The 26,716-nt window shown below is 49.1% G+C and carries 29 protein-coding genes; 3 read left to right on the top strand and 26 right to left on the bottom strand.

What is annotated here, in order from left to right:
* Positions 1-271 precede the first annotated feature (271 nt).
* From SJY39_RS09020 to SJY39_RS09035, 4 genes are all read right to left on the bottom strand, one after another.
* Positions 272-1,318, bottom strand: a complete 1,047-nt coding sequence (locus SJY39_RS09020) for a hypothetical protein (RefSeq protein ID WP_102332565.1) — start codon at positions 1,316-1,318, stop codon at positions 272-274.
* Between the two features lie 92 nt (positions 1,319-1,410).
* On the bottom strand, positions 1,411-2,319 hold the full coding sequence (locus tag SJY39_RS09025; protein ID WP_102332564.1) for a hypothetical protein: 909 nt from the start codon (positions 2,317-2,319) through the stop codon (positions 1,411-1,413).
* Positions 2,320-2,441: 122 nt separating this feature from the next.
* A complete protein-coding gene (locus SJY39_RS09030) occupies positions 2,442-2,960 on the bottom strand; it encodes a hypothetical protein (RefSeq protein ID WP_102332563.1) in 519 nt (172 codons plus the stop codon).
* Between the two features lie 76 nt (positions 2,961-3,036).
* On the bottom strand, positions 3,037-7,596 hold the full coding sequence (locus SJY39_RS09035; RefSeq protein ID WP_102332562.1) for an AAA family ATPase: 4,560 nt from the start codon (positions 7,594-7,596) through the stop codon (positions 3,037-3,039).
* A 394-nt stretch (positions 7,597-7,990) separates the two neighbouring features.
* On the opposite strand from SJY39_RS09035, the gene SJY39_RS09040 reads away from it, so the two are divergent.
* Entirely contained in the window at positions 7,991-8,470 is a 480-nt protein-coding gene (locus SJY39_RS09040) for a hypothetical protein (protein WP_102332561.1), read from the top strand.
* Between the two features lie 292 nt (positions 8,471-8,762).
* On the opposite strand, the gene SJY39_RS09045 is transcribed toward SJY39_RS09040, so the two are convergent.
* Complete coding sequence (locus SJY39_RS09045) at positions 8,763-9,350, bottom strand: hypothetical protein (protein WP_102332560.1); 588 nt, start codon at positions 9,348-9,350, stop codon at positions 8,763-8,765.
* Between the two features lie 194 nt (positions 9,351-9,544).
* On the opposite strand from SJY39_RS09045, the gene SJY39_RS09050 reads away from it, so the two are divergent.
* Positions 9,545-9,781, top strand: a complete 237-nt coding sequence (locus SJY39_RS09050; protein WP_102332559.1) for a hypothetical protein — start codon at positions 9,545-9,547, stop codon at positions 9,779-9,781.
* Positions 9,782-9,803: 22 nt separating this feature from the next.
* Here the strand turns inward: SJY39_RS09050 and SJY39_RS09055 are convergent, their stop codons facing one another.
* Complete coding sequence (locus SJY39_RS09055) at positions 9,804-11,363, bottom strand: conjugal transfer protein TraG N-terminal domain-containing protein (RefSeq protein ID WP_390241858.1); 1,560 nt, start codon at positions 11,361-11,363, stop codon at positions 9,804-9,806.
* Here SJY39_RS09055 and SJY39_RS09060 point away from each other — a divergent pair.
* The gene (locus SJY39_RS09060; protein ID WP_372116158.1) at positions 11,253-11,480 is read left to right on the top strand and encodes a hypothetical protein; all 228 of its coding nucleotides are present in this window, start codon (positions 11,253-11,255) and stop codon (positions 11,478-11,480) included. The genes SJY39_RS09055 and SJY39_RS09060 overlap by 111 nt on opposite strands.
* Here SJY39_RS09060 and SJY39_RS09065 read toward each other — a convergent pair.
* The 20 genes from SJY39_RS09065 to SJY39_RS09160 all read right to left on the bottom strand — a co-directional run bounded on the left by SJY39_RS09065 (position 11,393) and on the right by SJY39_RS09160 (position 26,714).
* Positions 11,393-11,677: a hypothetical protein gene (locus SJY39_RS09065; RefSeq protein ID WP_102332557.1), complete on the bottom strand. Its 285-nt coding sequence runs from the start codon at positions 11,675-11,677 to the stop codon at positions 11,393-11,395. The genes SJY39_RS09060 and SJY39_RS09065 overlap by 88 nt on opposite strands.
* The gene (locus SJY39_RS09070; protein WP_102332556.1) at positions 11,678-12,976 is read right to left on the bottom strand and encodes an integrating conjugative element protein; all 1,299 of its coding nucleotides are present in this window, start codon (positions 12,974-12,976) and stop codon (positions 11,678-11,680) included.
* The gene (locus SJY39_RS09075; RefSeq protein ID WP_102332555.1) at positions 12,976-13,947 is read right to left on the bottom strand and encodes a TIGR03756 family integrating conjugative element protein; all 972 of its coding nucleotides are present in this window, start codon (positions 13,945-13,947) and stop codon (positions 12,976-12,978) included. Before SJY39_RS09075 ends, SJY39_RS09070 begins: the two co-directional genes overlap by 1 nt.
* A 1-nt stretch (position 13,948) precedes the next feature.
* Positions 13,949-16,675, bottom strand: a complete 2,727-nt coding sequence (locus SJY39_RS09080; RefSeq protein ID WP_372042955.1) for a conjugative transfer ATPase — start codon at positions 16,673-16,675, stop codon at positions 13,949-13,951.
* Positions 16,675-17,103, bottom strand: a complete 429-nt coding sequence (locus tag SJY39_RS09085; protein ID WP_136975175.1) for a TIGR03751 family conjugal transfer lipoprotein — start codon at positions 17,101-17,103, stop codon at positions 16,675-16,677. The genes SJY39_RS09080 and SJY39_RS09085 overlap by 1 nt, the downstream gene beginning before the upstream one ends.
* Positions 17,090-18,556, bottom strand: a complete 1,467-nt coding sequence (locus SJY39_RS09090; RefSeq protein ID WP_136975176.1) for a TIGR03752 family integrating conjugative element protein — start codon at positions 18,554-18,556, stop codon at positions 17,090-17,092. The genes SJY39_RS09085 and SJY39_RS09090 overlap by 14 nt, the downstream gene beginning before the upstream one ends.
* 2 nt (positions 18,557-18,558) lie before the next feature.
* On the bottom strand, positions 18,559-19,419 hold the full coding sequence (locus SJY39_RS09095; protein ID WP_102332169.1) for a TIGR03749 family integrating conjugative element protein: 861 nt from the start codon (positions 19,417-19,419) through the stop codon (positions 18,559-18,561).
* Positions 19,416-20,072: a PFL_4703 family integrating conjugative element protein gene (locus SJY39_RS09100; protein ID WP_102332170.1), complete on the bottom strand. Its 657-nt coding sequence runs from the start codon at positions 20,070-20,072 to the stop codon at positions 19,416-19,418. Before SJY39_RS09100 ends, SJY39_RS09095 begins: the two co-directional genes overlap by 4 nt.
* A gap of 12 nt (positions 20,073-20,084) precedes the next feature.
* Positions 20,085-20,417 (bottom strand): DUF3487 family protein, encoded by a 333-nt coding sequence (locus tag SJY39_RS09105; protein WP_102332171.1) that lies wholly within the window; start codon positions 20,415-20,417, stop codon positions 20,085-20,087.
* Positions 20,417-20,761, bottom strand: a complete 345-nt coding sequence (locus SJY39_RS09110) for a TIGR03745 family integrating conjugative element membrane protein (RefSeq protein ID WP_102332172.1) — start codon at positions 20,759-20,761, stop codon at positions 20,417-20,419. Before SJY39_RS09110 ends, SJY39_RS09105 begins: the two co-directional genes overlap by 1 nt.
* Positions 20,758-21,000, bottom strand: a complete 243-nt coding sequence (locus SJY39_RS09115; RefSeq protein WP_017108825.1) for a TIGR03758 family integrating conjugative element protein — start codon at positions 20,998-21,000, stop codon at positions 20,758-20,760. The genes SJY39_RS09110 and SJY39_RS09115 overlap by 4 nt, the downstream gene beginning before the upstream one ends.
* Positions 20,993-21,295: an RAQPRD family integrative conjugative element protein gene (locus tag SJY39_RS09120; protein ID WP_102300518.1), complete on the bottom strand. Its 303-nt coding sequence runs from the start codon at positions 21,293-21,295 to the stop codon at positions 20,993-20,995. Before SJY39_RS09120 ends, SJY39_RS09115 begins: the two co-directional genes overlap by 8 nt.
* Positions 21,296-21,428: 133 nt before the next feature.
* Positions 21,429-22,076: a DUF4400 domain-containing protein gene (locus SJY39_RS09125; protein ID WP_102332173.1), complete on the bottom strand. Its 648-nt coding sequence runs from the start codon at positions 22,074-22,076 to the stop codon at positions 21,429-21,431.
* An 18-nt stretch (positions 22,077-22,094) separates the two neighbouring features.
* The gene (locus SJY39_RS09130; RefSeq protein WP_102332174.1) at positions 22,095-22,589 is read right to left on the bottom strand and encodes a hypothetical protein; all 495 of its coding nucleotides are present in this window, start codon (positions 22,587-22,589) and stop codon (positions 22,095-22,097) included.
* Between the two features lies 1 nt (position 22,590).
* Positions 22,591-24,735 (bottom strand): type IV conjugative transfer system coupling protein TraD, encoded by a 2,145-nt coding sequence (gene traD / locus SJY39_RS09135; RefSeq protein WP_136975177.1) that lies wholly within the window; start codon positions 24,733-24,735, stop codon positions 22,591-22,593.
* A complete protein-coding gene (locus SJY39_RS09140; RefSeq protein ID WP_102332176.1) occupies positions 24,732-24,926 on the bottom strand; it encodes a hypothetical protein in 195 nt (64 codons plus the stop codon). Before SJY39_RS09140 ends, traD begins: the two co-directional genes overlap by 4 nt.
* Positions 24,916-25,104: a hypothetical protein gene (locus SJY39_RS09145; RefSeq protein WP_102332177.1), complete on the bottom strand. Its 189-nt coding sequence runs from the start codon at positions 25,102-25,104 to the stop codon at positions 24,916-24,918. Before SJY39_RS09145 ends, SJY39_RS09140 begins: the two co-directional genes overlap by 11 nt.
* Before the next feature lie 31 nt (positions 25,105-25,135).
* On the bottom strand, positions 25,136-25,528 hold the full coding sequence (locus tag SJY39_RS09150; protein WP_102332178.1) for an integrating conjugative element protein: 393 nt from the start codon (positions 25,526-25,528) through the stop codon (positions 25,136-25,138).
* The gene (locus SJY39_RS09155) at positions 25,525-26,043 is read right to left on the bottom strand and encodes a hypothetical protein (protein ID WP_102332179.1); all 519 of its coding nucleotides are present in this window, start codon (positions 26,041-26,043) and stop codon (positions 25,525-25,527) included. Before SJY39_RS09155 ends, SJY39_RS09150 begins: the two co-directional genes overlap by 4 nt.
* A complete protein-coding gene (locus tag SJY39_RS09160) occupies positions 26,019-26,714 on the bottom strand; it encodes a TIGR03759 family integrating conjugative element protein (protein WP_102332180.1) in 696 nt (231 codons plus the stop codon). The genes SJY39_RS09155 and SJY39_RS09160 overlap by 25 nt, the downstream gene beginning before the upstream one ends.
* Positions 26,715-26,716: the final 2 nt, after the last annotated feature.

Consider the following 26,716-nt stretch of genomic DNA (forward strand, 5'->3'; position numbering starts at 1 on the left):
GCACACTTTGGGGCACTTTCGAGTTAGAAAGTGCCACGAGTCAAAATTCAGGTCTATGAAGCCTCTGGACATAAATGTGTTATAGGCTTTACTAAATTAGTAAATTAAGGATTACTTTTGGTATCGAAAATACCCATATGGCAGGCCAGAAGATCTCACTCCCTGTTAAGGTGAGCAACGCAATACCGAAGCCCACGCATGCCACTTTAAACACTAAACGCAACGCATAGCAAAAATGCCATGCGTTGCGAATCGCTCTTAAACAGATTGATTAGAAATCAGCAATTAGACTCTGATAGACAGGGACTTTAACCCAAAAAGCTCCATCGGATGTTTCAAAAACATCATATATATACCCGTTACTTATCCCTCCATTATGACGCCCATTAACTTTAATGTTGTGTTTATCAAAATAGGCTTTCGCCAAGGTAATAGCTTCAGGTGCATTTCTAGCCTTACTGAAAAACAAAGCAGTTTCTTGAGATTTTCCATCTCCCGTTGTTTTAGAGGAACTTTGAGAAAAAACAGTGGTTATCTTAGCTCCTTTTACAAAGAAATATTCAACAAGATTGTACGTTCGCATGGAAACAGATGGATGGTATATTTTTTTCGTATCAAGAAGTTCGAACACTAAAGCGCTGCATTCTAGAATTTCGGTAACTGATTCTGAATTAATGTCTACACTTTCAAATTTACCCTTACCTAACTTACCGCTTGATACTAATTTATTGTTACCAAAATTTGGATGCACATACTCACAAAGAACCGAATACAAATCGTTTATATTCGACACTTCTTTCTCAAGCACCCCTAATGAGTCATTTATATGTACAGCTTTATGCTCGGAGTTTTCCTTCACTTTTCCTTCACCTAGATAAACTCGGTTAATTGCTTTTTCAGCTCTTTTGAATATTTCATCAATCTTCTTTAGTCCACCCTGATCCTTTAGATTTGAAATCATTTTCTCAATTGCATCCATCAAGTAAGAAATCGCAGCAAGCTGTTCGACAAGTGACCTAGTATTATTTGCAAGTGACAATGGGTTATTTTCATTTATAGCTGCTATGACTGATTTAGCTAACAAATAAAATTTGTAGTCATATAAACCGATACAGAAAGAAGTATGTTCCGCAATGTTGTAGAGCCTCACCGACAAAACATTCAACGGGGGAGATAACTTTTTCGACTTGTTTGTAACTAAACTTGATAGTTCAGAGAAGTTCTCTTCATGATTTTTATAAAAGTCATTACTTTCGTAATGATTGATAAAATCATTAAGTAGGCCTATCGTTTTTGCCTGAATATTTATAGCTGTCATTTAAACTCCATTGATTTCTAGCCGTGTTAAGGTGTGAGCAGCGCTTGGCTATACTTGAGCGAAGCGAAAGCGCCAAGGGTTGCGAATCACTCTTAAATGCTTTGTATGGCGAAAATTTCGCCATAGACCTGTTTTATTCTAGCTTCTACATTTAGCCTGCTATAAACCTCATCGAAGTCCACGTGAAACCTTTCATACAACGTTCCATCAAGATCAGTCATAAGAAATTTGTCCCGAATATCATTGAAGCCATTCATCAATGTTTCGCGCTTAAAGATAAAGTCAAAATAGTGCTTCTTATACTGAGAATGAGTCATTGCGTTTTCGGGCGTAAGTCGTCGATACACTTGGTAGGTTTCTTCAAATCTATTTAATAGGGGGTCAATTGCTAACTGCTTGGTAAAGTAATTAGTAAATGCACCTACCAAGAGCGCACCAGCTTCCAAATGAGTTAAATTTATATCATGTATGTTTAATTGAGTATTCGCACGAGTTTCAACCTCCATAAGGCTATCATTGCAATAGAAACCATCCACTAGCGCTTGATTCATTTTAAGCAAGCGATCAGCATAAATGCTGTTATCAACTCCAAACATTACATAATAAGGACTTCGTCCCAAAATCGACGTCTGTCTGTAAAAGTGAACACCAAAGCAACATGAAAAAACTACCACTAGCCCCATATGCAATCTTTCGTTTATGGCTTGCAGCATTGTCGTTAGTTCCGCCCATGGGACAAGCTCCCCTCCAAGTTCAATTCCTGCGACAGAGCCGTGCACTTCAATAAACAGTAGAAACCCATCATCGCTAGTCGCAGCATTTAGTATTTCGTTGAGATGCTGTAAAAAGTATGACTTGGCGATACAGTTTAAATATCTTACATCCGCATTTGGTTCTTGAGTTAAGATATGTTCCTTGATCTTCGTACCTGTACTCAAGTCATTTTCACGTAAGCACTCGACTACGAACACCTTATTTATATCTTGTTCACCAATCTTCATATCTTACCTTTCAACGCCCGCTTAACTTGCTGCCAACTGCAACGAACTCAAGCAGACCACCGTAATCACAGAAGCCAGCCCGAAGCAAAAATGCCACAGGTTGGCGTTTGTTAGCCAACTTACTAGCAGTGAACTACTGACTCATTTTCAACCACTACAAAATATGCGTTGGCAGGGATAGATTCATAATTCGTACTCCCCTGAGATCCTACAAGTGAGCCTAGTTTTTTACAGCTATAAACAACTTGCCATACACCATCTAGCTTTATAAAGCTCACTCCAAGGTTATCTTCATACACAGTTCTAATTTTGGGGTTCTTTGACTTATGGAACCACCATAAGTAAGGAAAATCTGCGCCACAAAGAGTTTCTCTCAAAGCTTCAAGCTGTAGTTGACGCAGTGATAGTGGTTTTAAAGTGAAATCTAGCTCTCGTACCCAATCAGCATTGACCTGACACTGCCATCCATAATGAATTTCAATGTTCGATAACATGCGCACTTCACCTGTTGGTTGAACTGGAGGAGTCACAAAATATTTTGCTTGAAAACGCCGCGAAGCCAAACGCAGTTCAGTACTTTTAATTTCAAGATATGGTTCAGTCGAATATCGAGCCCAAAGAAAATTCAATTCATCTAACATTGGCAATTATTTCCTTGTTGGCTAACGCTCTAACTTGTGTTGCTCGGATTATGCAAATTTAGGTAAACCTTTTTATTTATGGCCGTTCAGCAGCCTTGAGCCAATCATTCACTCCACTAATCCCAATAGCTAACAGTGTATCTTGCAGTATGACCACACGCTGCAACATAGCTCCACTGTCAGACTCTTCCAGCTCTTCAGCCTGTGCGAATAAACGGGTCAGTAGTTGCGTTAGGCTATTCTTATAATCATGAACATAGGCTTTAGTTCGACGTACGAAATCTAAGTAAATTTCAACAGCTTCCAATGCATACATTGGCTCGTGAACAGAAATCGCGTTCAACCATGTATCAAAACCAAAGATATCATTTCGTTTAGAATCTGTTTCTGATTCAAGCAGGCTGAAATAACGCTGAATTAGCTCAGTTGGTACAGTAAACAATGGTGTAGATTCACGGAAGAGGTTATGAAACTCATGCGCGATGATAATAGCATGCGGATTTCCTGCACTTAATCCAGCTTCCAGTCCCGAAAAACAATGCTCTTTGTGTCTTTGAATATTGTTGTGGTGTGTCCATACACTCGCTGCACCACTCCATGCTTCCGCTGTTTCTACCGCGTTGAGTTCCTCAATAAAAGTAGAAAAGTCTATGTGTTTCAAAAAAGCTGCTAGCGCAGAAATACGCCCCCAAGCCTTATAATCTTTGCCGCAACCTTCACGATAAATCTGAGCTAATCTAGGTGCAATGATTTTGAACTTTTGATGGTATGCGTAATATAAGCATGGTTCAGCTATAGCCCAAAGTCCGTCTGCACTTTCTTTTAACGCAAGATCAAATAGTTCCCAGCCAAGTTCAGGAAAACGAGCCTGTAAGTAAGGCATCCGCCTAAGCATAACTGCACGAATTGCAGGGTGCTTGTCACCAGCATATAGGCGTAATGCAGCTGGTAGTGAGTCAGGCCACTGTACACCACTCGCCTCAAGCTGGTTGGCTAAAATTATCAGTGCTTCTGCTGTGTTTCCTCGTCTCATATTGATGCCAGAAGTAAGTAGATCAAGCGAGTCGCCCGAGATTGTGCTTTCTTCCATTAATGACGCAAAACTCATTGCTAAATATATTAACCGAGCTGCATCTTGAGTTTTTTTGATGATATGTGCACAGTTTTCTATCGCTTTGGATGCTGCGCGGTTGTGGTGCCAGTGATCTTGATGTTGTTCCAAATTCTCGAGAATATTCAGGGCTAACTTTTCTGCGTCGGGTTCCTCTATATATAACCAATTATTACTAGGCTGTAGGCTTCCGTATCGATGCGCTAGATATGTAGTAACTCCCTCCAAGAGATCATCTCGAAAACGTTCAGGGATCTGCTCCCAGTTATCTGTCAGAAAAGCCATGAAACGTGAAGATTGACGAGAGGCTGCTTCACTTAGCTGCCTGCCAACCTCTCTTTCTCCCCCCTCCAGAAAGTCAGTAAATGAATCTCTATCATACCCATTGTAGTGTTCAAGCAGGCATAGCACTCCGTTATTACTTAAATTCAGAAATACCTCAAAAGAGAACGGAGCGCTGACAATTCCTCCTCGCGAGTAGATATATGGTTGTCGAATCAACGGCCATACTAGTTTTTCACATTCATTCAATACGGCTTGTGAATTCGTTGAACGTAAATGGCACGGAATAGCGGTGATTAACAGGGCTTGCTTTTTTATCATCCAAGATCTTGTTTGTGGGTCAGTAGCGTCTTCTTGGTCGATAGTTAGAATGTTTTCTTGTATTGAAACTTGTATTGACGGGGCTAGAAATATATACGCTTTGTATATCAATTCCCCCAGTTCATATGATAAATCAGATGCTAATATTGCTTGCTCACACAGCATACGCCCAATTACATCTATATTTGAGATCGGCTTTTCGGTCAACGCAAGGATAGAAAAGTATCGTAATGAGTCTTCGGTGTTGAAGCAAAGGCGTTCAAGGTTGTTTTGCCACCATGATGTTTGTGAGTTAGCGTGATGTTTAATAGCGGCTTCAATAGAATCCATCAAGAAGCGCTCACCATCTATATGTCTATGGTTGCTCTGTGTATGCGTATCTTCATAAGACGTTTTGTTCAAGAAACTACAATGATATCCACGATGTGAGCTTTTGGTTTGGCTCCATTGTTCAATTGAAGCAACAGCCAAATCGAGCAAAATAGTGGAGTTCCGCATTCTTTCTGCTAGAAATTTATCATTGCGATCACCAAACTCATATGGTTGACAATTCAATTTGTTGCTAAAGCCATAGGAAAGTGCATCTTCCTCGCTTACCTCGCCTGCGATATAGCTCCATAAAACGGTATCGTCCACTAGGCCGCTTTTTAAGAAGAGAGCAAGCGAATGGCCAAGAAAACTGTGGTCATGCCTTGGTAAATTGAGTAACTGGAGGAGTAAAGGTACATAAAAGTTCAAATTATCTGCACGTATTTGCGCTAATTCGTGTGCCATTGAATCGACTAACTGGATTTTATTTTCCAATTCCAGTGACAACATTTCTGTCCAGTATGTGGAAACCCCTGCTGGATCTTCATTTTTCCATAACGATATACGGTGTACATGAGCTGTGAGCCCTTCAATATTGCAGGTGTCTTTTAGTATAGGTACTAAATGCTTCATCCAGAGGTGGTGCCACTCCACTCGTCGAGCCCTATTATAGATAACCAGAAACACCTCTCGATGTTGGTTACGCAGATCGCGTAGTAGCATCCAGTCATCATCTTGAGGAACTTGCTCTGCAAATGTTTCTGCTACGAGCCGTCGGATATGGAAAGCACTATTACCTGTTAAAACAGTACGTAATTGCGCTCTAAACTTGCGTCGTTCACCTACTGCTAATTGTTCAACAAAGCTTCTAATGCTGGGGCGAACAAAAGGTACTGGTGATAAATTTTGAATGAATTCGTTTAGAGTTACTGATTGCCTGATAGCTCCGCTAATTACTAAGACATCTAACAAAGTTTGGTGGCCAAATGTCAAGTTCCCATCCTGTGTTTTATGTAATACGCCAGTACTAAGGAGTATTCTTTGAACTTCTTGGGACGCTACAAATCGCTGATGTGGCACAACAAGGCTGCGTGATTTCAGCATATTGGAGGCGATGGATTCTATGGCTTGCATAGCAGTGTCTCCAAGAAACCTGTTAGCTTCTATAGTAGTTGCTAGGTATCGCTGAGCTAAAGCTTGGCTGGTTACAACATTGAAGCTGCCTTCTTGTTGCGCCAATTCAACAAATAAAGCTAGCTCACGAGGGTTTCGTATCAGTTCGCGAGTTGTTGAATCGGTGTTCGATGCGTCTATACCGATTTTGACGAGGATTGGTTCAATTTCACTATGCCAGTCTAATGGTTCGCAAATAATCTTCTCTTCCCAACTTCGTTGGGCAATGCGTCTATCATAATTACTATCAAACTCTCGGCAGGCAGTGACAACGGTAATGTTGGGAACCAAAAGTAAACGATCTATTTGGGCGAGAAAATACGTCAATACACTGTGCTCTCTAGCAATAGAAAGTACATCCAACGAGTCTATCATTACAACCACATGTGCATCTTCTGCCAAGCGAGCCGCCCTTTCTACCCACTGTGCAGGCAATCCTTGTGCCTGACGTTCTTGCTCTGTGTCAATGTCAGCAAATTCTCGCGATTGAATAAATAACGGTAGTAAGTTAGTACAATTTTGGGCTACTTGTTCTAGCTCCTCCTGTACAGCTAGCATCACACAAGTCTTACCTGAACCTGGCGCTCCAGTAAGCAAAATTGAACGATACTTTGCTTTAATGCCTTCTATAAGTTTCTTAGCAGCAGAGTTTGCAATATGTTCGTTACCAATATCTCTACGCCATGAGCGACCAATGGCTGAAGTGTTATTGAATGACGTACGGATCTCCCTGATATCCATGGGGGGAGTAAGTAATGATCCCGCATCACTCAATAAGAATTTCAGATCGCCTTTTGTCAATCTATGCTGTGTCGCTGTATTCTGACCACCGCTGTTCTCTCGCATACTGAGTTGACCAAGACGAGTCCATAAAGAGCTGTACGCTGCTGAATAGTTACTTACAATATTACGTAATCTTTCTTGCAGCAGTATATCCATTCGATCCAGTTCAGGGCTTATTTCAAATTTCGTGCGTTGCAAAAAATCATAAGTAGAAAGATTTGAGCCTTGCTCGGAGAGCAGACTAACTAGTTTGGAATCTGTTTCTCGATTGGCTTTACCTAAGTCTGCTCGGTAGGTTGCTTCATCAGGATAGTTGGAACTGAATTCTTTCAGTGTAGCGAGATCACCAAAGGCGCTACGCGAATAAAAGCGAACTAGTGTTTGGGGATCGTTTATCAACACATTGACTGCTTTTCGCAGTTCATCTTCGAGATCAGAAAAAGACCAAGCTTTATGTTGTGACTGGTTCTTTTTACACTGACAGCATATTTTGGTGCCGTCGGCTTTACCAATAACAACGTCGTCCACCGACCAGATTACAGAGTCAATTTCAAGCCACTGATAGTCTGAGTCTGAAAGAACTGTTAAAGCCCAATCAAAAGCTACCAATGTCTGGTAACCATCCCCGCGATTTGACTGAATTCCTGCTTTGCTCATTTATTTACTCTGGATAGTAACCAACTTAATAGACATATAGATGCACAATACAATCATTAGGAAAATTTAGTCAAATAAGAAACAGCAGAATTGTTACGAGCAACAACTCTAAACGGGAAAGGGGCAGAAATAATTTAGATTCAATACTCTAAATCTTACGACCACCAAGTCATTTTGTGGTTATGCTCCCTTGCTTTCCCCTCCTGATCTTATTGCGAAAGCTGGCATGTCACGTATAAGGAAGAGTGATTTTTATTATGGTAAATGTCTTTATTATCAATAGGTTTTTATCATTTGTGCTTGTCATTATACGACGCATATCATAAAAAAATGGTCAAGCGCAAGATGGGGTGTGGCAAGATAGTTTTATCGTAACTCCCTGATTTGAGGCGTGATGAGTCAACACAATGATATCCGGTTAAGGCGCCGTATTGAGCGTATTCTAGAGCGCCATCCTAACGCCTCGTCGTTGGCGGTTCGCCAGCGTTTGATAGTCGATGTCAAACCTGCTCACTTTTATCTCTACTTAATCCCTTTCTATGATCAGGACCGCATCGATGACAGTTCTGATATACAACGTGAGCTTGATAGAATGATGGCCATGCATTTAGGGTTGAGTGTCATAGCGAGAACCCTGTCAACAAAGCCCTATAATTATCGTCAGATAGAGCGGGCGTTACTTAAGTTGACGTTAAACTTTAATCACACAGAACAAACCCGGCTTTGCAAAATCGTGCATTTTGGCCATGACATGGCGAAAGACGAGCATCATAAGTCTAAGATGGTTATGCACTTGCAAAAGCTTGGGCACCGCTTACCCGACATTTTTCTGATCTTACGGCAAAGTACCCGAGTTGAAATTATCGACCGTTAACCTTTGAATTATCAGTCAGCTGTGCAGTATTTGCGAGCGTCTCAGCAATGTCGTGATATCAATGATATTGGTGCTTGCGAAGTGTTTATTGGATTTTGCACAATGACTTGTGCGGCTTTTCGGGCTGTGGGTTAAAGTGAGCGCATTGAGCACAGCTATAGGACGTACAAGGATTTGAGAAGCCGCCTATAAGAATATTATGTTTGTTGTATGCCTACCTGCAGAATGCAATACAACTATTTTTGAGACTCACGAAACACGACGAATAAGGCAATAATAGACCCCTCGATATTTATCCGTAACTCGCCATCTTTCTTGTTGTGCCTGTGAAGCTGTCTGATACTTCGATGCGTTTCATATTAATGTTCATAGTTGGTTCGACTTTTTTAAGACGCGCTATGTCACTGGCGATGCGCTTACAGCCTAAAAACAAAATGCCATCGAGTGGTGTTATGACTTCTCTAGCCTTGAGGCAATCAACGAGAGAAGTGCTTGATAGTGGTGTTTTTATCCCATCTACGTAGCGGGTTGCCACAAACTCATTCGTATAGCGGATTTCTCTTGGCAACATTTGTTCGCTTTTGGCGTAAATCATCCCGCTTTGTTTACCATTAATGACGCGATGTTCTTTATACACTCGGGTTTCTTCAGCGATGGTGGCCATGGCTTGTGGTGCTCGGGTGATAAGTAAGCGAAAAGGCAGATCTTCACTTGTGATGTAATCGACAAGGTTAAACGCTAATCTTGCTCTCGCGACTTCCCCGAGTGGTTTGTCACGACAGATTTGTCGAACCTGACCCCACTGACTGGTCAGGCGAGCGCTTTCTTTATCGCTTCTAACTTTAACTTGCTGAATGTCATAGTGAATGGTCTTTGCCATGGTTGACTTGCCTTCCGCTTTTTCGTCGAATTCCAACTTAACATTATGTTTTTATAACACATTAAAACAGTTATCCACAAAAATTGGGCGTAACCTGTGTGAAAATCAGTCAAGCTTAATATTCGATTTGCAACCGTCTGCATAAAGGCGTAGTCTGATGGTAATTTAACCGTATTGAGTCAAAAGAGGCTGTAATGTTAGCATTCTTGAAAAAATGGCGTCAGGCATACCGAGATGAGAAAGGTGATCGTCTGCATGCTGAAGTGGAAGTTGAGCGTAATGCACTTCTTAGTAGTACAACTATGTCATTTGAAGAGGTGAATGAAGCTTTAGTTACAGAACTTTCAGCTGATAAAACTTTAAATGTTTGGGCTAATACAGAAAAAGAGCATTACGATGAATATTGGGTTCATAACTATGACAATCGCTAAGATTGCCATAGTTATTTTTTGATTACTTTTTCATTGAATTAGCAACAGCGCTTCTAGCGTAATCAAAACCTCTCTGAGTTGTTTTATTTACGTTTTCCAGTGCACTATCCATCGACACCCCATTCACGCGATAACTCGCGTAACCTAATACCCCAAACCATATCGCGGGCACCACCACGTAAAACGTGATCATCACAAACGCTAATATCGAATCATCCATGCTGTTGATCGTACCGGTTATCGGATTAAAGTTGTCATGCATGGAATACACCGCCTCCAACAGCTTACTGTCCAGACTTCGACACAACTCCCACCAAAACGTCAAGAACAACAACCCTGTATAAGAGAGTGACAACGACATCAGCGTCATCATCGAATAGTTGCTGACCGTTAAGACAATCGGACTCGCAATCACCACCACAATGAGCAGCAAAGACTGCAGCATCGGCATCGCTTCTCGCACAATGAAGTAAGCGGGACCGGTGAAGATATGCCCAATTTGTAATCCTGCCCAGCCAGCCGCGCTATTCCATACTTCTCTGACTTGGTGATCGAGGGACTTATCAAGCACCTGGCCATAGCCACGAACAATGCGTCCACTGGTCGATTGATTTTCAACACTCAACACGCGCTGAACCAGCATGTTCGCCTTATCGGCCGGTGTGACTTCAGAGCCCATGATTTTTGAGAAAAAGCCATCATAGTCCAACACGTCATGAATCAATTCAGGGTTGGTGTCTTCAATGTGATTGAACAAGCGCCACAACAAGCCGGCGCGTTGGCCATCACTGCGACCGCCTTGAGTACTGTCCCACCATTCGTCACACATAGGATACGCGGCGCTGGTATCAACCGCTGTTCGGCGATACTTCTGTTGCACCGGATCGTCTCGCTCTGCGTTGTAAGGGAAGTTGAACACAATCTTTTCAGCTTGTAAGCCATTATAGGTGGTTTCTGGCGCGGCCAGATTATAACCAAGGAAATAAGAGCCTCCAATCCAATTGGCATTATCAAAGTCGTTTTGAGTGACTCGCTCTTTACGCGCGGCCGCCTTCATCATCAGACGCGCTCGCGTATAACACTGCTCGTAGAAGTCTTGAGTTTCTTGTCTGAGCTGTTCACTCTTAATGTCGATTTGAGAGAGTTTCAACATGCTGCGTTCGACGTCGTAGTGACACGGCACCGAGGAGACCGCCGCATTGGTCAATCCTTGCGAAATACTGTGCCAGAGCACCCACCATATCGGGGCATGAACCAATTCCCCATTTAACGAGCTTTGGTCGCTGTTAGTCGCCCCGCTGCTGATACCTACGCCGCACGATTCGCTGGCGTTTTGGTCCATGACGAGCGTGTTGACGTTCACCGGGTACATGGGGATGACCGCAAAAAAGCACACTAATCCGGCCAACATCAGTTTGACCTCGGTGCGGTTCATGCTGAGCAGGCCTTTGTTGCCCTCGTCTTCGCCTTCTTGAGCCACATCAAACCACACTTGGAACACAATGACGGCCAACATAAAGACAATCAGTCCGGTTTGATTCAATATCATGAATATTTTGCCGGAGATTTGCCAGCTGGTCAGCGTCAGCAAGACGGACAGTGGATCGTTGACTACCATGAGAAGGCTCCTAAATTGACGTATTGGGTGAGTAAGATGAGTTCGTTGAGCATAAGAACCAGCGCGATACCAAAGGCATAGCGCTTAGCGCGCCACAGCGCGAGGCCGTAAACGGCCGCTCGTAGAGTGACCATGTACCAGGCGTATGCGCTGCTTGATAGCGTGTCCCCGTCCAGTGAAAAAGCCAGTGCGCTGGCGACGAGCAAGCACAAAAGGAGCGTGATGACGTGACGGCTTCGGCGCCACCGATTTTGAGGTCGGGCTGTTGATATGTTCATTTATTCTTCTCCATTGTTGTTATATCGGTCTTTGTCTAAAAAGACCGAGTCGGATTTAGGGGTTTGCGGGATAACTTGTGGTCTTTGGTAGCGGTAGTCATCCACCACCGCTTGGGCGGTGCGGGTGCCTATTTGTTGTCTGACCTCGGCTTCGTAGCGCAGCATGTCAATCTCACGCTCAAGGCGAGCAATTGAGTTGTCGATGTCTTTTTGAGCCGTGGCGTGCTGAGCAATATTGACTTCGTATTTACCGGTGAGCAGCGCGCGGCGCGCGTACAGGGCTTTTTCAATCGCTTGAGAAAGCGCGAGCTCACTGGCAATGCGTGATACGGTGTTGTTGTCCACTTCTCGCTCGGTCAGCGCTTCAATCAGTGTTTTAGGGAAGTGTTCGGTCTCTTTGTTCTCTGCGACGGCGCCTCGAAGTTCACTTTCCAGCGCGGTGCTCACCTCTGTGACTTCTTGAGATAGACCAATCCCTGGTGTAGCTTCGGTTCGGCTTTTGTCCATGCCGGTCTGCACCGACTGGCTACCAATCACTTGAGACACCCACTCACTCATTGTCTCTTCACTGTCCCAATAGCGATAAAGGCCTTGGTGGCTCTCTTTTTGCGATTCATCAGACAATAAGGTGAAGCCGGCGCGCGTCGCATCCGTGGTGGCGTTGATGGCCGGTTGGTTGCGACCGCCGTATTTGGCGCCGCCCACCCAAGTCACCCCAGAGTCGCCCATGTCGTCTTGCACTTCTTGTTTGGCTCTGACGGCGTCGCCACTTTTTACGGCATTGGTCCATGCCTGGGCGCGGGCAAGCGTTGCGTAAGCCTTATCGGTGTTCATCTCACCCATGGTGTCGACCATGGCCTCACACGAGCTGCTGGCGTCGTCAAAATCGAACTTGCCTTGCAGTACGCCGTTGGTCATCAAATCGTAAAGCCCAGGGTCTTTTTTCTGCAGGTAGTAGCCTGGCAGGCTCAGCACTGCTGAGGTGGCATTGGTGAGCATGTCGCCCATCATGTCCTGAAACCCTTCTGTCACGCCGTTGAGCTGATTTTCAACAGTGACCGATGGGTCTAACATCCCGCACTGCAGGTTCATGTCCCAACCGACGCCAAGGGCGGTGGGGCTGATGCGCTCTTGTCTGGCGGGCAATGCAATGACTGGCCCGCCGCCTAAGGTGTAGTGAAGAACGCTGTCGTTGTCGGCTTTAAGGTTCACGTTCGTTCCTATCGAACTGTGTGCGCTGGCGCTCATCAATAGGGGGAGCAGTAACGCCGCTTTGAGCGGCCAAGTATGGGTCATCATTATTCTCCAAAGTGGGCAATCAGCGTGCTACCACGACGCTGGCAGCCTTTGTATAGGCGCCACGCAGCCCAGACGTACTGGTCGTCTGAGGCGATGTGCGGTGCGTAAGGGTCGTAAGGCGTTAAGCTGTCATCAAACTGTGGCCAGACATACGCATCGGTTTGGGCGATGGGTGAGAGCATTTGCCAAGCGGTGTCCTCGTTATTGGGTTTAACGGGCCCCGGCGGCCAAAAGCCTGGGTACGGCGTTGGGACGAAGGGTTGATACACACGGCCTTCGCCGATTCGGGTCACCACATGCAGCGCGCGAAAGGCGGTGAGTGCTGCGGCTTTAAACGAATGACGCTGCAAGACAAAGCCGCCACGCGGATAGATGTCCCCAAAGTTACCAAGCGCATCGGTTAGAGGGTTCCACGTTTGAGTGGACAGCATGTCCGGCAAGTTGTAGCGCCAACCGAGCGGGTCAAGGCTTGATAAATAATGCGGCATGAGCGGCGTCGCTTGACTTGAGAGTGAGTAGCCAAAACTTGCGAGCAGTGAGAAAATCGTCTGCCCGCCTGGGTGGCCGATGACGTCGCTGTTGTAAAAACGCATCGAGGTGTTATCTAGGCCTTGCACGCTGCGACGCGCGCTGTGGCCACCGTTCTCTGAATAGGCATTGTCTGGCGCCATCCAAGCGGTGGTTTGCCAGGGCGCCTCACCGGTTTCGGGGTAGCTCATCACCACAAAGTCGGGCAAGCGGTGTTTGACCTTAATCGAAGTGTCGGTGGAGCATCCCGCCGGGGTGCAGGTCATCCACACGCACGCCCCAATCACTTCGTAATCCAGGCACTCCGGGCAGGCTGCGCTGGCGATGACCTCGGCGGTGGTGACCTCCTGACTTATGGCAGAGGTCGCGCACAGACATGAGCCTAGAATGCTCAAACCTAGCCCTCGCTTGAGTGATTTGTGTATGAGTAAGGTGAGGCTCATCTTATTCCTCTCCCAGATAGTCAAGCCGGGCTTGTTCGATGTCTTTGGCCTTGATCAGCGCCGCATCGAGCTCACTGATGCCGTGCAAGTCCATGAGGGTTTGGCGTTTTCTTTTCGCTGGACCATCGGTTTCACCCAGTGCCAGGTAGAGCGCAGGCGGGACAATGCAAAAGCGCTGCATTAGTGTGTTGTCCATCCCGGTGATGACGCCTTCTTTGTACTTGTGCTTTTCCGATTGCATCGAGCGAATGAGATTTTTCTCGGCCTCGGAGAGTTTTTTAAACGATTCAAGGTGACTGAGTTCGTCCTCTGGCATGTTGAGCATCACCCACCACTCAGCGTTGTTGAGCATCTTGCGGGCAATGGCCGGAAAATCGGCCAAATCTTGCGTCGCCAACCAAAACCACGCACTGAGTTTTCGCCACATCTTGACGATTTTGACGGCGTAAGGCGCGAGTAGCTCATTGGTGACAATCAGGTGCGCTTCATCGGTCAGGGTGACAATGTCACGCCCTGAGTATTGGTCACGCTCAGCAATCCCGTTGATGCGGTTAATCAAAGAGATGTACGCGGCGGCCATTTGCGCTTCATACCCGGTTTTTGCGTAGAGGCCTAGGTCAATGATGGTCACATCCGCTTCGGGCCAGTGCTCGGCTTCTTGGTTGAAGATTTGCCCTTCTAGACCATCGCAGAAAAAGGCCATCGCTTCGCTCATTAGGCGTGCGCGTGCTTGGCGGGGCTCAGGTCTATTAGGATCTTGACTAAAACGCTCTAGCGCGTCTTTGATGTGCTCTGGGCGCACTTGCTCGCCCGTGGGATGGCAATGCTCTGCGGCTTCTTTAATTGCATCACGCACCATCGACGAGTCGGCGCGGCGATAATCGTCCATCTCGCGCTGCTCACCCCCGGTGATCATCAGCCGTGCCATGATTTCCAGCTCGCCTAAGATGTCCCGCGCTTCATCGTCTGGCGAATCGCTGTCATTAAGATGTTCAATGTCCAACGCTTTCTCGTCACTGACGTGAGGCACGGCTTGGCCGACCAAGTGTTTGGCATCGGCAAACGGCGCCATAAGGCCTTTAGAATGAGCGCTCACCTGAACGCGGTTGACCGATAGCCCCAAACGTTCACAGTACTGTCCCAGCAACCCAAAACTGTTGCCAGCTTCGATGATGAACAGCCTTGGGCGATGAATCGCCAGCAGGCGTAAACACATGCCCACTAAGGTCGCGGATTTGCCTGAGCCAGAGGGCCCAAATAGATTGAGGTGCGCATTAGAGAGTTGGTCTCTCAGCGGATCGACGCCGAAGAGCTCTCCGCCTCGGTTGAAAAATTGGAAAGCTTCACTACCGGTGCCGGTTGCGCGGCCAAACAAAGGAGAGAGCGAGAGCATGTCTTCCAGCCACACCCAGCCGCAGTACCACAGTTTGTCGTCGTGCTCAGGATGGTAGTTCATCGGCAGCCAGCGAAGGTAACTGTCCAGTGGGGACTCTTGGTCGCTGTTTTTGACAAAGCGCAGCGACAGATCGCGATTGTTGAATATTGCGCGCAGCGACTCTGTGCGGCCTTCTATTTCACTGACGCTCTCCCCTTGCACGTAGAACGCCAGTTGACCGCGCCACAGTGGATGCTTTTCAACTAGGGTGGTAAAGCTGTCGCAGGTATCTCGAATGACTTCTAATTCCGTTTCTTCCCCCACCGCCGCTTCTCGAACGGTGCGAAGGCGCGCTCTGGCCTGCGCCTTACTTTGCGCGACTAAGGTCATGGCCATCATGGTGCCGGTGGGCAACTCATCGAACAGGACGTGTTGTGGGCGCTTTTCGCCTTTGTCGATGGCTTCATCCCCGATGACCTCCCCAAACACGGCGCCCGCTAAAAAGGTCTCATTATCCCAAGTGTCGAGCTCCATCACGCGTGTGGCGATGGGCTTCTCCCCCTCAAACCACCATAAGCCGTTTTCAACGTCTGAGCGCACCCCACTTCTTAGCAGTCGCTCGGAGAAATCTTGGTCAATAAAGCTGCGGGGCGGGCGGTAACGCAGGGTTTCGCCCGCAATGCCAGAGGGATTAAAAAAGGGACTCAGCCAAGCGTGAATGCTTTCGCCTGAGCTGGCCTTGATGCCGATGCCTAAATCTTTGAATGTACTCGGAGATAACAGTCGGCGCCTTAGACTTTTTAAGGTGCGAAGGTTGGTTTTTTGCAGTGTTTCACTGGCGTCTTCGGGGAGCCAGCGATAAATAGCGAGACGAACTTGACGCTCGCGGGCGCGCCACGGACGACCGTCCACCGCAAAGATACCTTGCTCTCGCCCTATCAGTTCGAAATGGCGGCGGTCTTCATCGAGCACCGCGCGGGTGAATGCATCATCAACGCGCGCACTGTTGAGTAACTTCTCATGGGCATCCTCAAATCGGTCGACATCACGGGCAAACAACTGCACCACCCACGGGTTGTCTTCGTCAATCAAGGCGGTGAGGGTGTGCGCGACACTTGAGACCACCCGCTCAAGCTGCGCTTGTGTTTTGTCTTCCGTGACCAGCGGCGTAATGTCAAAAAACAGACCCATCGAACGACCGTCTTCCAGTTGCACCAGACCTTTATCGCTGATTTCAATCCAAGGCAGTTTGGCCGCAAACGACGGCGGTACGCTGTAATCGATGGCTGGGGCTTCCAACTCTTTGCCTTCGGTAAAAAAGTGGGTGACGGCATGACGCATTTTTTTCAACATTACCAACGCTCCTTGGGCAGATTAGCCGGACTGTCTTGGGGCGCGGCGTAATGCACGCGCTCATACAAGGGAAAGACGGTGCTGTATCCAGGCACCGGCAGTGCGCCCGATTGGTGCGGCAGCACATAGAGCACCACATCGGGATTGGGCAGCCTTGGAAAAACGTTGGTCGCTTCGCGCCAGCTGTCACGAGTGTAGTCGCTTTGGCGCTGCGCCAATGTCGTCATATCAAGCGGCATACGCAGCTCGCCTTGCGTTTGGCTCAGCGCATCACCGCCTTGTCCAACACTTTGACCACCGCCTGACATTTGGTTTTGCCACACTTGCTCGGAGTTGGTTTGAGGGTTGGGTAAGGTGTCGTCTTGCGACGTTGAGCAGCCCAGTAATCCGAGCAGGCTCATCGCGCTGATAAGGTTACGGTAATTCATACGTCGCTCCTTGGGTTTGAGTGTCGTAACGCACGCGAACGGGTATGGCTGGGGCGCGCAGTGTCACGGGTTTTCGAAGGTGAATGCTGGCTTTGGTGCCAGGTGGGGTGTACACCACATCAAAGCTTGAGCCCATGCGCGCCTCAATAAACTCTGAAACGGTGCCCGTGAACGCTGCAGCAGACTCAGCGGCGGCGTTTTTCGCCGCATTGCCAGTCAAGGCTGAGGTACTGGTTGAGCCATCGACCGAAATGGTCTGTTGTGAAATCGCCACCGCATTGGCCGCTGCCGAGGCCGCGTCAAGCAATCCTTTGGTGGTGAGGTATTCAGGTGCATTCGAGATGCGCTCCCCGGTTAGGCATGGGTTGCCGTTGGGGTCGGCCAAAAAACCTAAGTCAGTGGTTTTAATTGATGAGCCATCGAAACCCGAATCCACCGTTTCAAGCTCTTCTGGGTAAGAGAGTATCGAGCCATCGGCGCGAATAAAATCGATGGATTCGACTACGCCGCGCACACAAGACAAACTCCAGTCGCCGGTGACCGTGCCCGTCACGATAGCCCCTTGGACATCCGGCAGGGTAAACCCACTGGCCATCAGGTTCTTACGCCCTAGAATCATCGAAAACGGATAAGGGTCGGTGACCTGGCCGTTCAAGGGAATGCGCCCCATCAGCGCGGTCATGCTGACCGCATCGGCCAGCATCGTGCCACGGTGTAGGGTGTACACTGGCATTCCGTCTTGTTGATTGGCATCAAATCGGCCCGTCTGGCTGGTAAACGCATCGTCCGCCGAGCTCAAGGCGTTTTTGACCACTTGGGTGGCAGGCGTTACCCAGTTGCCTTCCTTGTCTTGAGTCGCATCCAGCGGCTCGGTCCAAACCCAGTTGTCTTGAGCTTCGCCCTGAGTCTCAATGGATGGGTGATAGCCGCCCGGCGCCGTGCCCACGGCCAGTCCCTGTCGTCCTGAATCAATGCCAAGGTCGTCATAAGAGACGTCTATCACCTCACGCACTGGCGCTTGACGCACCTTGAGGTGATCTCGGCTTTGGCTGACTTTCTCTTCAATCGTGTTTAAAGACGAATTGAGCCTTTGGGCAAGCTGACTTAATTGGGTTTCAAGGGCTTTCACTTGTTCATTGTTTTGGGCTTGCTGATTTTCAACCTGAAGCTGCGTTTGCTTTAACGCGTCCGAGAGGGCTTTCTTTTCGGCTTCACTTTTTGAGTACGCGGCATTGAGCGTTCGAATGGTGTCGGTTGGGCTGTCATCAAACGCCTGCAGCACTTGGGCTTGGGTTTGTGACGTCGTTACGCTGACCGGAGTGGTGCCTTCGGCGGGCTCAACGTTGGCTTCAATGTCTGACGGCTTTAAGACCGCAATGACTAACACCGCGATAAAGCCGGTCGCGCCGATAAGCGCCGCCAGTCGTATGACGGGGTTTCCTTTATTTAACATCGCTACTCCCCTTCATGGTTAGGTAAATGGCTGGGTAATAGATATCCTGCCAGTGGCCCTGGCGTGACAATAAAGGCCGTCGCTTGGGCGGTGGGTGAGCCTGCGTTCCCGATTTCAGGATGGGAAAAGCTTACCGCACAGCGCAGTGCAAAGCAGCGAGGGCTGAGAGTCACGAGTCTTGGATCGAGGGTTTCACCTTGAGTTGCTTGATTGGTTACACTGACGGCCGTCACCACCTGCTCGCCCAGTTGCCAAGCCGCAATGGGTCTGGCGCTTACTTGCCACTGACTGAACGCGCTCAGGCTGATATCGCGAGGCAGTCCCATTGGCGCTCGCACCACACCAGGCAAAGCCTCAATGGCGTGCGATGGGCTGTAGAGATTTTGCATGGCATAGCGCACCAACAAGGCTTGCGGCGCCATCTTCAATTTTGAACGATGTGACTCGTTTGCAGCGCTACTCAAGTTATTACCCTCTTCCTTGCCACCCGGTAAAACAATGTCAATCTGCGGCGGGGTGAGCACGCCCGCTTTGGCGCTGACATCGAGCATTAAGCGCAGTCCATCACTCAGGCGCATCACTTGAAGGCGAGTTGAATCAAAAGGCTCGGTGGCTGTGAGGTAAATTCGCCCTGCCAGCGAGGCTACGGACAGGTAAGGTGTTAAGTGCGCCGGTTGCGCGACGCGCACGTCGCTGCCCAAGGTCAAGATGGTCTCTTGCCCTGGCGTGAGCACCACTTGCAGCGGGACGCCCTGCCACTCCATGGCGCGAGGCGTACCGGCATGAGCATTGGTATGAGTCATCAGACTCAGCAGCAGTATCAACCACAGTTCCCCATGTCTTTTCATCAGCGTTCGCATCATTGCTCTTTCTCCTGCGTTTCATTGAATTGAATTTCTCTTGCTGGGCCATCAAAACAATCAATGGCGAGCTTCCAAGGGTTGCGCTCAGCGTCAATGTCGTAACGCACAATGCGCAGTGGCCAGCGAATGAAGTTATGTTTGACTAAGGTGCCATCCACGTACTCTTTGAGTTCTAAATCGGCTTGTACTGTCCAGCTGTCACGGCTGTGCGTGGTGACGCGCCAATCTGAAAAGCCGTAACCGGGAATAGGCGCTAGACTGCGCTCTCGCCCCGACAACTCGCCTGTGCGACGTTTGTTTTGAAAGTCTTGCGTTAAGACCTTTTTGCAGCTGGGCGTCAGGTAATCGGTGTAACGATGCAGGTTCTCGCTGTATTGCTGATTGCCATCACTGGGCCAGCGGTTAATCAGTCCAAATAAATTGACGGCAAAGTCATACACATTGGGCTTAGGCACCTCCCACCACGGGCGTGATGAGCCTGAGCTTAAATCGGGCGGTGTATGCACCGTGATGTCTTGACCGGCTTGATACCAGCCCCAAGTGGTGACCAGGGCCAGAGCGCTCATCATGGCGAGCGCGCCGCGCAGCGAGCGGATGTGACTGTCTCGCCCGGCCAATGAGGCGCGAAATCGACTTTTCGGTGGTTGACTCATGTTTTCTCCTTATCAGCCGAGGCGTTTGCAGGCAAAGCGGCGCGCATCAACGTGATAGCGCTCTGGGTGAAACCAGCGCTCAAAGCGTTTGCTGGCGTAATGTTGGCAATGGTGCGTTTTGATTCGGCTGAGCTTTCGCATGAGGCTTTTGGGCAGTGCAAAAGCGCCGAGCGCCCCGAGCAGTAAAGCGGTAAACAAAATGAGCGGTGCGCCAAACGCCGCGTACAGCGCCAATCCCAGCAATCCGGTAAGGGTCATGCACACAAGAACCAGCAGCCCCATCTCGCCCATCGACAGACCTTTATAAAACGGCGGCATGACGTTTAAGGTTGAAGCGCTGTGCATTACACGCCCTCCAAAATATCAAGGCCGTAGTTGAGTCCCCACACCGACAGCAGCAGGAGCACGGCGCCAATCACGCCGTCACTGAGCAGGTCTTTTTTGGTGGCTTGTTTCTCTTTGATTTTGCTGAATACATCCCAAAGGTGGCCAAGGAAATAGACAAAGCAAAAGGCAATAAAAATGCCACCACCGTAGAGCAAGATGTCGTAGGCATAGGCGTAAATGAGCTCTAAGATGTTGTCACTGCCGCCCTGAGACGGGGTATTGTTGGTGGGGATGTCCGCCATCGCGCTCAGGCTATGCAGCCAGGCGGCAAAAAAAAGAAAAAACGCTCGAAGTTGGATCATGTTGCGACTCCGTAATATAAAAACCATTGAAGGATGAGAAAGATAAACACGGCGCGAAAGACCAAACGGCGAAACACCTCTTTGGTCACTTTTTTGTTTTTCATGCCGCGAAAGCCGCTCCAGAACACCCACAGCATCCAGAGCATCAGCAAGGCGCTGGTGAGCCCAGCTAACACCAAAGCCAATGTATTGGCCTCAAAACCGGCGCCATGCTCGAAGGCTAAAAGGGGGTCATTCATGAGGCGCCTGCGAGAGGTAATCGCCGCCCAGTGGGGTGACAGGCTTTGGTGCGCTGCGCTCAGGGCGTAAATAGGCATCGATGCCCGCTTGAAGGGTGCGGATATCAAGGCGCAGCGCATCGTAATCAAACTGACGGGCGGCGCGATAATCGGCTTCGCGCTCAGCGCGCGTGATGAGGTAGTCGAGGGTGTTGAGCTGAGAAGAGACTAACGCCAGCTCTCGCTGCTCGGTATCGACGTCGGCATACAGGTTAGGACTGAGCACGCTCAGACAGAATAAAAGTGGCCATTTCACGGTGTTGACTCCTAATTAGAAAGACGTCAACACGCTAGCAAAAAGGCAATAGAAAATACTCGATAGAAATAATTATTTCTATCGAGTATTTATTTTTTAATTTGTGGTATCATGATCGGTTTTATTTTTTTGGTTATAAGTATTTCTTATAACTCGCCACACTGGTGCGAACCAGTAACCCTGTCATGCCTGCAGCAGGCAACAACACCAAGGTCGGAGGTAAGGGCCAAACCCCAGGAATGAGCAGCCATAAATAACCGGCGGCCATCATGGTCATAGAGACGGCTCGGCGCGCGTAGTAATGCGTGGTTTCGGTTTCACGCCCCACAAAGGCGGTGCGCCGCTGACGAGAGACCAGTCCATCGAAGGCCCCAAGAAAGCTCGCCAGCAAGAACAAAGGCCAACTTAAAAAAAGCAGCGCGACGCGAACAAACAGCGCAAGGGTGACATACACCACGCCGTGCCAATACACGTTCGCAAAAGCCAATGCCCCATCAAACTCAATGCTAAGCAGTGTCTCGATGCGTTGACTCAGCGCATTCACCAATCCCATCACCTTCGCCGCCAGATGCGGCTGATCGCTTTGCAGCAAAGTGATGTGCTCAACTAACACGGTTTTGGCGTGTTGCCCCGTCATTTGTCCCCAAAGTGGCGCGAACCACTCGATCAAGATCAATAGCACCCATATCCAAAAAAGATGCCCCAAAGCCACAAAAGGCAGGCCATACCAAGGCGTCGGCTCCTCGCGCTTTACGGGTGGGTTTGGTGTTTTTTCTGCCACAAGGCCTCCTCATCGACCTTATCGGATAGCCACAGAGACATCATTAAAAGGCGCAGTAGCCTTATTTGCCTTGAGCCTTACGAGTGAAGGCAGCAAAGCCGCGGCGACTTTAGCGAGGTAGGTTGGATTGTATTGAGTGACACTACGAAGCCCAGCTAATACGTCATCCGCAACGGGGTGTGAAGAAAAATACATTTCAAGGGCGATCATGCGAGCACTGCGCCCTTGCAGGTAATGTGGGGTATTCGCTTCAGTGATGTGACTTTCTAAAGCCGCCACCCATTTTGGCGCTTGTGGGTGATAAGAAGGCAGCTTTTTCATGCTGTAATCGACATACAACTCATCAATGGCGGTGATGTAACGTAGGATTGTCGTCACTTCGGGCTTTTTACCAAGCGCGTCCAGCGCCTTGGTGATGAGGCTCATAAATTGCCAAGAAAAGGCTTGAAACGTCTCCTTGGCGATAGGGTTAGTGTGTTGATAGGCTTCTCTATTCATCGGATTGACTTTCATTTCATGACTCCTGTGATTGTTCTTCATCGAGCCCAAGGTAGGCATTATTCATCCAAGCGTTGAACTGCTCAGTGTCGTGCAGCCAATCGTGCGTACTTTTAACCGATTGGCTTTTTTGGAGCATCCCATCGACTAAGGCTTGGATGTTTTCTGGCAATTCAAGGTCGCCTTCATTGCCTGGTAATGGAAAGCGAAGCTTCCAAATTTTGGCGCCTTCGAGCTCAGCGTAGGCTTGGCCAATGGGTAGGTTGGTGATGTCGTTATCGCTGACCAACAGCACCTCTTTGTTTTGCAGGGTGTCTTTATTGTTTGAGTGAAAACCGGTCTGACTGCCGGGCGCATCACTGGCGCCCGTATCGGGCACAATGTCTTTGATGGTGACGGTCGCCATGCGTGAGGTGAGAATTTGCGCAGTCTTTTGCTCGCGAACCCTAAGGCATATCAAGCTGTTGAAGTTACCTTTGGTTTGCGCCGCTTTTGCGGGCGAGCCTAGACGTGCTTCTATATCGGATTCGGTTTGCGTGTAGGCGGTGACGACAAATTTAGCCCCGCGCGCTTTGTTGAGGATAGGAATGAACTCATCACCAATCAGCTCATTAAATTCATCCGCGTGTATCATGATGTTGCGCGGCTTGATCTTGGCAAAGCCTGGCGCGTTACCAAACTTATAAATCTCCCCCGCCAGCGAACACAGGTCGGCAAACATAGAGTTACCGAATGCGGCAGCCACCGTGGTATCAGAAAGTGCATCCAACCCCACGTACACCACGCCCCCTTGCATGATGACCTCGCGCCAATCGATGATGGGCCGCTCATCGGCGGGCGTATGCACCGGTGAAATGATTTCAGCGGTCTTACCGGTGCCGAGCTTTTCGAGCAAGGGCAGTAAGGAGGCCACAATTTTATCAAAATAGGTTTTGTCGTATTGAATCGCACTTCGAAGTCCGGCCAATACATCGTCTGCAGCGGGGTGCGCGCCAAAATACATTTCAAGGGCGACCACACGTGCGCTTCGCCCCTGCAGGTGACGCGGTGTGTTTTTTTCGTTGACGTTACTTTCCAGCGCAGTGACAAGCTCTGCCGCTTTTGGATGGTAAGAAGGCAGCTTTTTCACGCAGTAATCGACATAGAGCTCATCAATGGCGGTCACGTAGCGCTGGATAGCGGCCATATCGGGCTTTTTGCCGAGCGCATCCAAGGCTCTGGCAATGATGTTGACAAATCGCCAGGCAAATTGTTTGAACGCGGCGCTGTTGCCGCCGCCGTCGAGCTGGCCGGAAACGCGGGTCGCGACTTCCGTAATGCGGCCAAAGCGCCCTACCGGTGAGTAACGTCCACTTTGGTCTGAATACCCTAAGTGCAAGATATAAAACTCATCGAGGCGCCCCGCTCGTAGGCATTCGATGTACATGCGAAGCAGCATATCGGCGTCCCCTTTGGGGTCAAACATCAACACCACATCGCCACGACGGATATCTTGCGTCACCAAAAGCTCAGCGAGGCGCGTTTTACCGACCCCGGTTGTACCCAGCACTAAGGTGTGCCCCGCTCTCGCGCTGCTTGGCAGTAAACAGTCAACCTCTTCATCAAGGCCGATGCCGTGCATTCGAGAATCGCCCCCCACCGGTGGTAGCGGTTTTACCGGGTTCATGGCACTAAGAAAGGCATTGATGATGCCCCAGCCTTTACCAGTTCTGGCTATCACACGTTTCCCAGACCAAAATCGCTCTATCCATTTTTCCTCGTACTTGGCTTCCATGGCGCGCGCAAAACGGTAGAGTTTAGACGGCGTGACGTAGCGCTCTGCCCAGATTTGACGTGTATCATAAAGGCGCTGGGCATGGCGAGGCAGGACTAAAAAACCTTTCCCGAGAAAGAGTTTGTTTTGATACACCGGCATGTCATTGGAGTTCATCGCCCAATACGGCATGCGAAGCAATCGCTTGCGGTACCCGAGCACGGAAAGCCCTTGCTTAAGGCGAATCAGCGCGCACAAGCCAAGGCAAAAACCGAGCGGGTGCGCGAAAACAGGGGCCAGCATAAACACTTGTGGGGCGATGACCACCACGATAGCGGCCATGCTAAACATAGCTGCGCTCAGCAGTTCATCGGCAGGACGAAGCAGGCCTTCGGCGTAACCACTCATTGTAAGGTCTCATCGTCTAGCGTCATCCCCCACTCACGCTGCCAGGCGCAGCGCTCTTCGAGGATTTCAATGCGGCGCTTCACTTGATGCGTCACTTTATCTTTATTACTTCTCTTTTTAGCTGACGGAAGTTCAAGGCGCTTTGGAGGTAAGCAGCGCTGTGCAAAAGGGTTGTCACTGTTAATGCTCATCACCTTCTCCTTGAGATTTTAATAGCATCATCAAAGCGTGCTCTGGGCTCACGTTGTGCACTTGGCTTTGCTGGGCGAGCGCCAGAATCACCGGCGCTAGTGCCTTACTCTCTAGCACTTGATGGGTGGTTTTTATCGCGCGTTGAATGTCTGCATAAGATAAAGCGTGGGTCGGCATAGGCGCTGTCCTCATTAAAAGTCGTGAATTATTATTGTTTGAGCTCACCGCGCTCGATAAGTACCGGATAGTGGCGAAGACCAAAGGCGGCGGCAAAATCCCGGCCTGTTACGGGGTAGAGCGTTAAGTCATAGCGCTTAAACCGCTGCCAGCCGGCTTTCGTTTCTACGTTAACCACGAGGCCTTGCGCGCCAATACTCGCCAGATAATCCCGCTTAGCATTGAGCCAGCGATGGGATAAAGCATCATCCCCAACGATAAACAAAGGCGTGCTCACAGTTTGATTGAGCGTGCGTCGTTCCACCTTGCCAGGGGTTAACTGCGGCGTACTCACCGGCACCATCCCTTGCAATAAATCCGCGGCCGACAAGGCATGACTGCTGAGCAGTAAGAGTAGAGTGATAAGTGTTAATCGGCGATTCATGACGAGGGACTCCATTGTTGTAAGTGACGGGCAAAGGTGGCTTCATAGCGCCGAGCAGGCTCGCCCCCGCCTGGCCTGTGAAAATATCCGGCCGCTTTTACCCAACTGCCGTGTTTACGCATGCCTTCGTTGAGTAAGACAGCGGCGTGATTGAGATTCACCGTAGGGTCGAAGACCTCACACGGGCGGTTAAAGTGGTCTTTTTGCCAGCGCCAGTTTTGCTGCGTGAGGCCAATATCCACCATCTGTGTGTATTTCAAAAAGCCATGCAGCGCCTGGCAAGCTTCAGGGTATGTCGCGTAGAAATAGGATTGACCTTTGACATTGAGCGTCCAAGGCCAAGGGCGAATTGCGCCGCTTTGCAGTTGGGTTTTGCTTTCGCCGAGCGCCAAGGAGTACAGCACGCTCGCAGGAATACCGTGCTGAGCGGCGACCTTCTGATACAACGGCGGAATGGCCGCCTGAGCGCCAAAACACCACAAGCTTATGATTAAGGCAACGCCACGACCGACCATTGGCCTTCCCCTTGCTCTGAAATGGCCACGGGCACAGTTTTGCCTTTAGCCAGGGTCACCCACAAAGCGCGCGTGTCGTGATTTAACGTTATCCACTGTTTTTCGACATCGCTATGGCGCACTCCAGCCACTGAGGCCCATGCTTGCAGCTCTGCGTTATTTCCCCCGAGCATGTATACGTCCACGGCCACACCATGAGAGCGCCATTGCTTAAGTGCATCGACGCAGGTGTCGCACTTGGCGCGAACAAACAGGGCGACGCGCTCTGGCAATCGTGGCCCTATCGGCTTCAAGTTAGGATAGAGCCGCGCCCACGCGGCGCGATACGCCACATCCAACGCTAACAAGCCATCGGTGCGCTTCTTATCAAATGCGACCAAACGCTCTGCTAAGCGGGCACGTTCAGTACCACTGCGCGCAAACTGTGCTAAGACCTCTAGGGGACTCGCCTCTTGCATGTCATAGGTGAGTGGGCTTTGCATTAACTGCTCATAGCGCGCCCAGTCTGCCTGACTCAGTTGCCAATATTTTGCGTCTTGCGAGACGCTCAGCGAGCGGGATTGGTTGTGTTCAATGGCGGTTTGTGATGCCTGATTGCGCGTAAGCTCTGTTGCCCCTACACCAGAAATAGAAAGTAAAACGCCCATTGCCCATAAAATGGAAATCTTCATCT

This window comes from Vibrio sp. R78045, assembly GCF_042466085.1.
GTDB lineage: Bacteria > Pseudomonadota > Gammaproteobacteria > Enterobacterales > Vibrionaceae > Vibrio > Vibrio cyclitrophicus.

What these genes read in the sequence shown, in the direction of transcription:
- SJY39_RS09080 (WP_372042955.1), bottom strand. Translation starts at nt 16,675, where the DNA reads ATGTTGAAAAAAATGCGTCATGCCGTCACCCACTTTTTTACCGAAGGC.
- SJY39_RS09050 (WP_102332559.1), top strand. Translation starts at nt 9,545, where the DNA reads ATGTTAGCATTCTTGAAAAAATGGCGTCAGGCATACCGAGATGAGAAA.
- SJY39_RS09150 (WP_102332178.1), bottom strand. Translation starts at nt 25,528, where the DNA reads ATGAATCGCCGATTAACACTTATCACTCTACTCTTACTGCTCAGCAGT.
- SJY39_RS09130 (WP_102332174.1), bottom strand. Translation starts at nt 22,589, where the DNA reads ATGAAAGTCAATCCGATGAATAGAGAAGCCTATCAACACACTAACCCT.
- SJY39_RS09105 (WP_102332171.1), bottom strand. Translation starts at nt 20,417, where the DNA reads ATGCACAGCGCTTCAACCTTAAACGTCATGCCGCCGTTTTATAAAGGT.
- SJY39_RS09075 (WP_102332555.1), bottom strand. Translation starts at nt 13,947, where the DNA reads ATGAGCCTCACCTTACTCATACACAAATCACTCAAGCGAGGGCTAGGT.
- SJY39_RS09140 (WP_102332176.1), bottom strand. Translation starts at nt 24,926, where the DNA reads ATGAGCATTAACAGTGACAACCCTTTTGCACAGCGCTGCTTACCTCCA.
- SJY39_RS09110 (WP_102332172.1), bottom strand. Translation starts at nt 20,761, where the DNA reads ATGATCCAACTTCGAGCGTTTTTTCTTTTTTTTGCCGCCTGGCTGCAT.
- SJY39_RS09065 (WP_102332557.1), bottom strand. Translation starts at nt 11,677, where the DNA reads ATGAACATATCAACAGCCCGACCTCAAAATCGGTGGCGCCGAAGCCGT.
- SJY39_RS09095 (WP_102332169.1), bottom strand. Translation starts at nt 19,419, where the DNA reads ATGATGCGAACGCTGATGAAAAGACATGGGGAACTGTGGTTGATACTG.
- SJY39_RS09025 (WP_102332564.1), bottom strand. Translation starts at nt 2,319, where the DNA reads ATGAAGATTGGTGAACAAGATATAAATAAGGTGTTCGTAGTCGAGTGC.
- SJY39_RS09040 (WP_102332561.1), top strand. Translation starts at nt 7,991, where the DNA reads ATGAGTCAACACAATGATATCCGGTTAAGGCGCCGTATTGAGCGTATT.
- SJY39_RS09090 (WP_136975176.1), bottom strand. Translation starts at nt 18,556, where the DNA reads ATGTTAAATAAAGGAAACCCCGTCATACGACTGGCGGCGCTTATCGGC.
- SJY39_RS09085 (WP_136975175.1), bottom strand. Translation starts at nt 17,103, where the DNA reads ATGAATTACCGTAACCTTATCAGCGCGATGAGCCTGCTCGGATTACTG.
- SJY39_RS09145 (WP_102332177.1), bottom strand. Translation starts at nt 25,104, where the DNA reads ATGCCGACCCACGCTTTATCTTATGCAGACATTCAACGCGCGATAAAA.
- SJY39_RS09160 (WP_102332180.1), bottom strand. Translation starts at nt 26,714, where the DNA reads ATGAAGATTTCCATTTTATGGGCAATGGGCGTTTTACTTTCTATTTCT.
- SJY39_RS09100 (WP_102332170.1), bottom strand. Translation starts at nt 20,072, where the DNA reads ATGAGTCAACCACCGAAAAGTCGATTTCGCGCCTCATTGGCCGGGCGA.
- traD (WP_136975177.1), bottom strand. Translation starts at nt 24,735, where the DNA reads ATGAGTGGTTACGCCGAAGGCCTGCTTCGTCCTGCCGATGAACTGCTG.
- SJY39_RS09045 (WP_102332560.1), bottom strand. Translation starts at nt 9,350, where the DNA reads ATGGCAAAGACCATTCACTATGACATTCAGCAAGTTAAAGTTAGAAGC.
- SJY39_RS09035 (WP_102332562.1), bottom strand. Translation starts at nt 7,596, where the DNA reads ATGAGCAAAGCAGGAATTCAGTCAAATCGCGGGGATGGTTACCAGACA.
- SJY39_RS09070 (WP_102332556.1), bottom strand. Translation starts at nt 12,976, where the DNA reads ATGATGACCCATACTTGGCCGCTCAAAGCGGCGTTACTGCTCCCCCTA.
- SJY39_RS09115 (WP_017108825.1), bottom strand. Translation starts at nt 21,000, where the DNA reads ATGAATGACCCCCTTTTAGCCTTCGAGCATGGCGCCGGTTTTGAGGCC.
- SJY39_RS09155 (WP_102332179.1), bottom strand. Translation starts at nt 26,043, where the DNA reads ATGGTCGGTCGTGGCGTTGCCTTAATCATAAGCTTGTGGTGTTTTGGC.
- SJY39_RS09020 (WP_102332565.1), bottom strand. Translation starts at nt 1,318, where the DNA reads ATGACAGCTATAAATATTCAGGCAAAAACGATAGGCCTACTTAATGAT.
- SJY39_RS09030 (WP_102332563.1), bottom strand. Translation starts at nt 2,960, where the DNA reads ATGTTAGATGAATTGAATTTTCTTTGGGCTCGATATTCGACTGAACCA.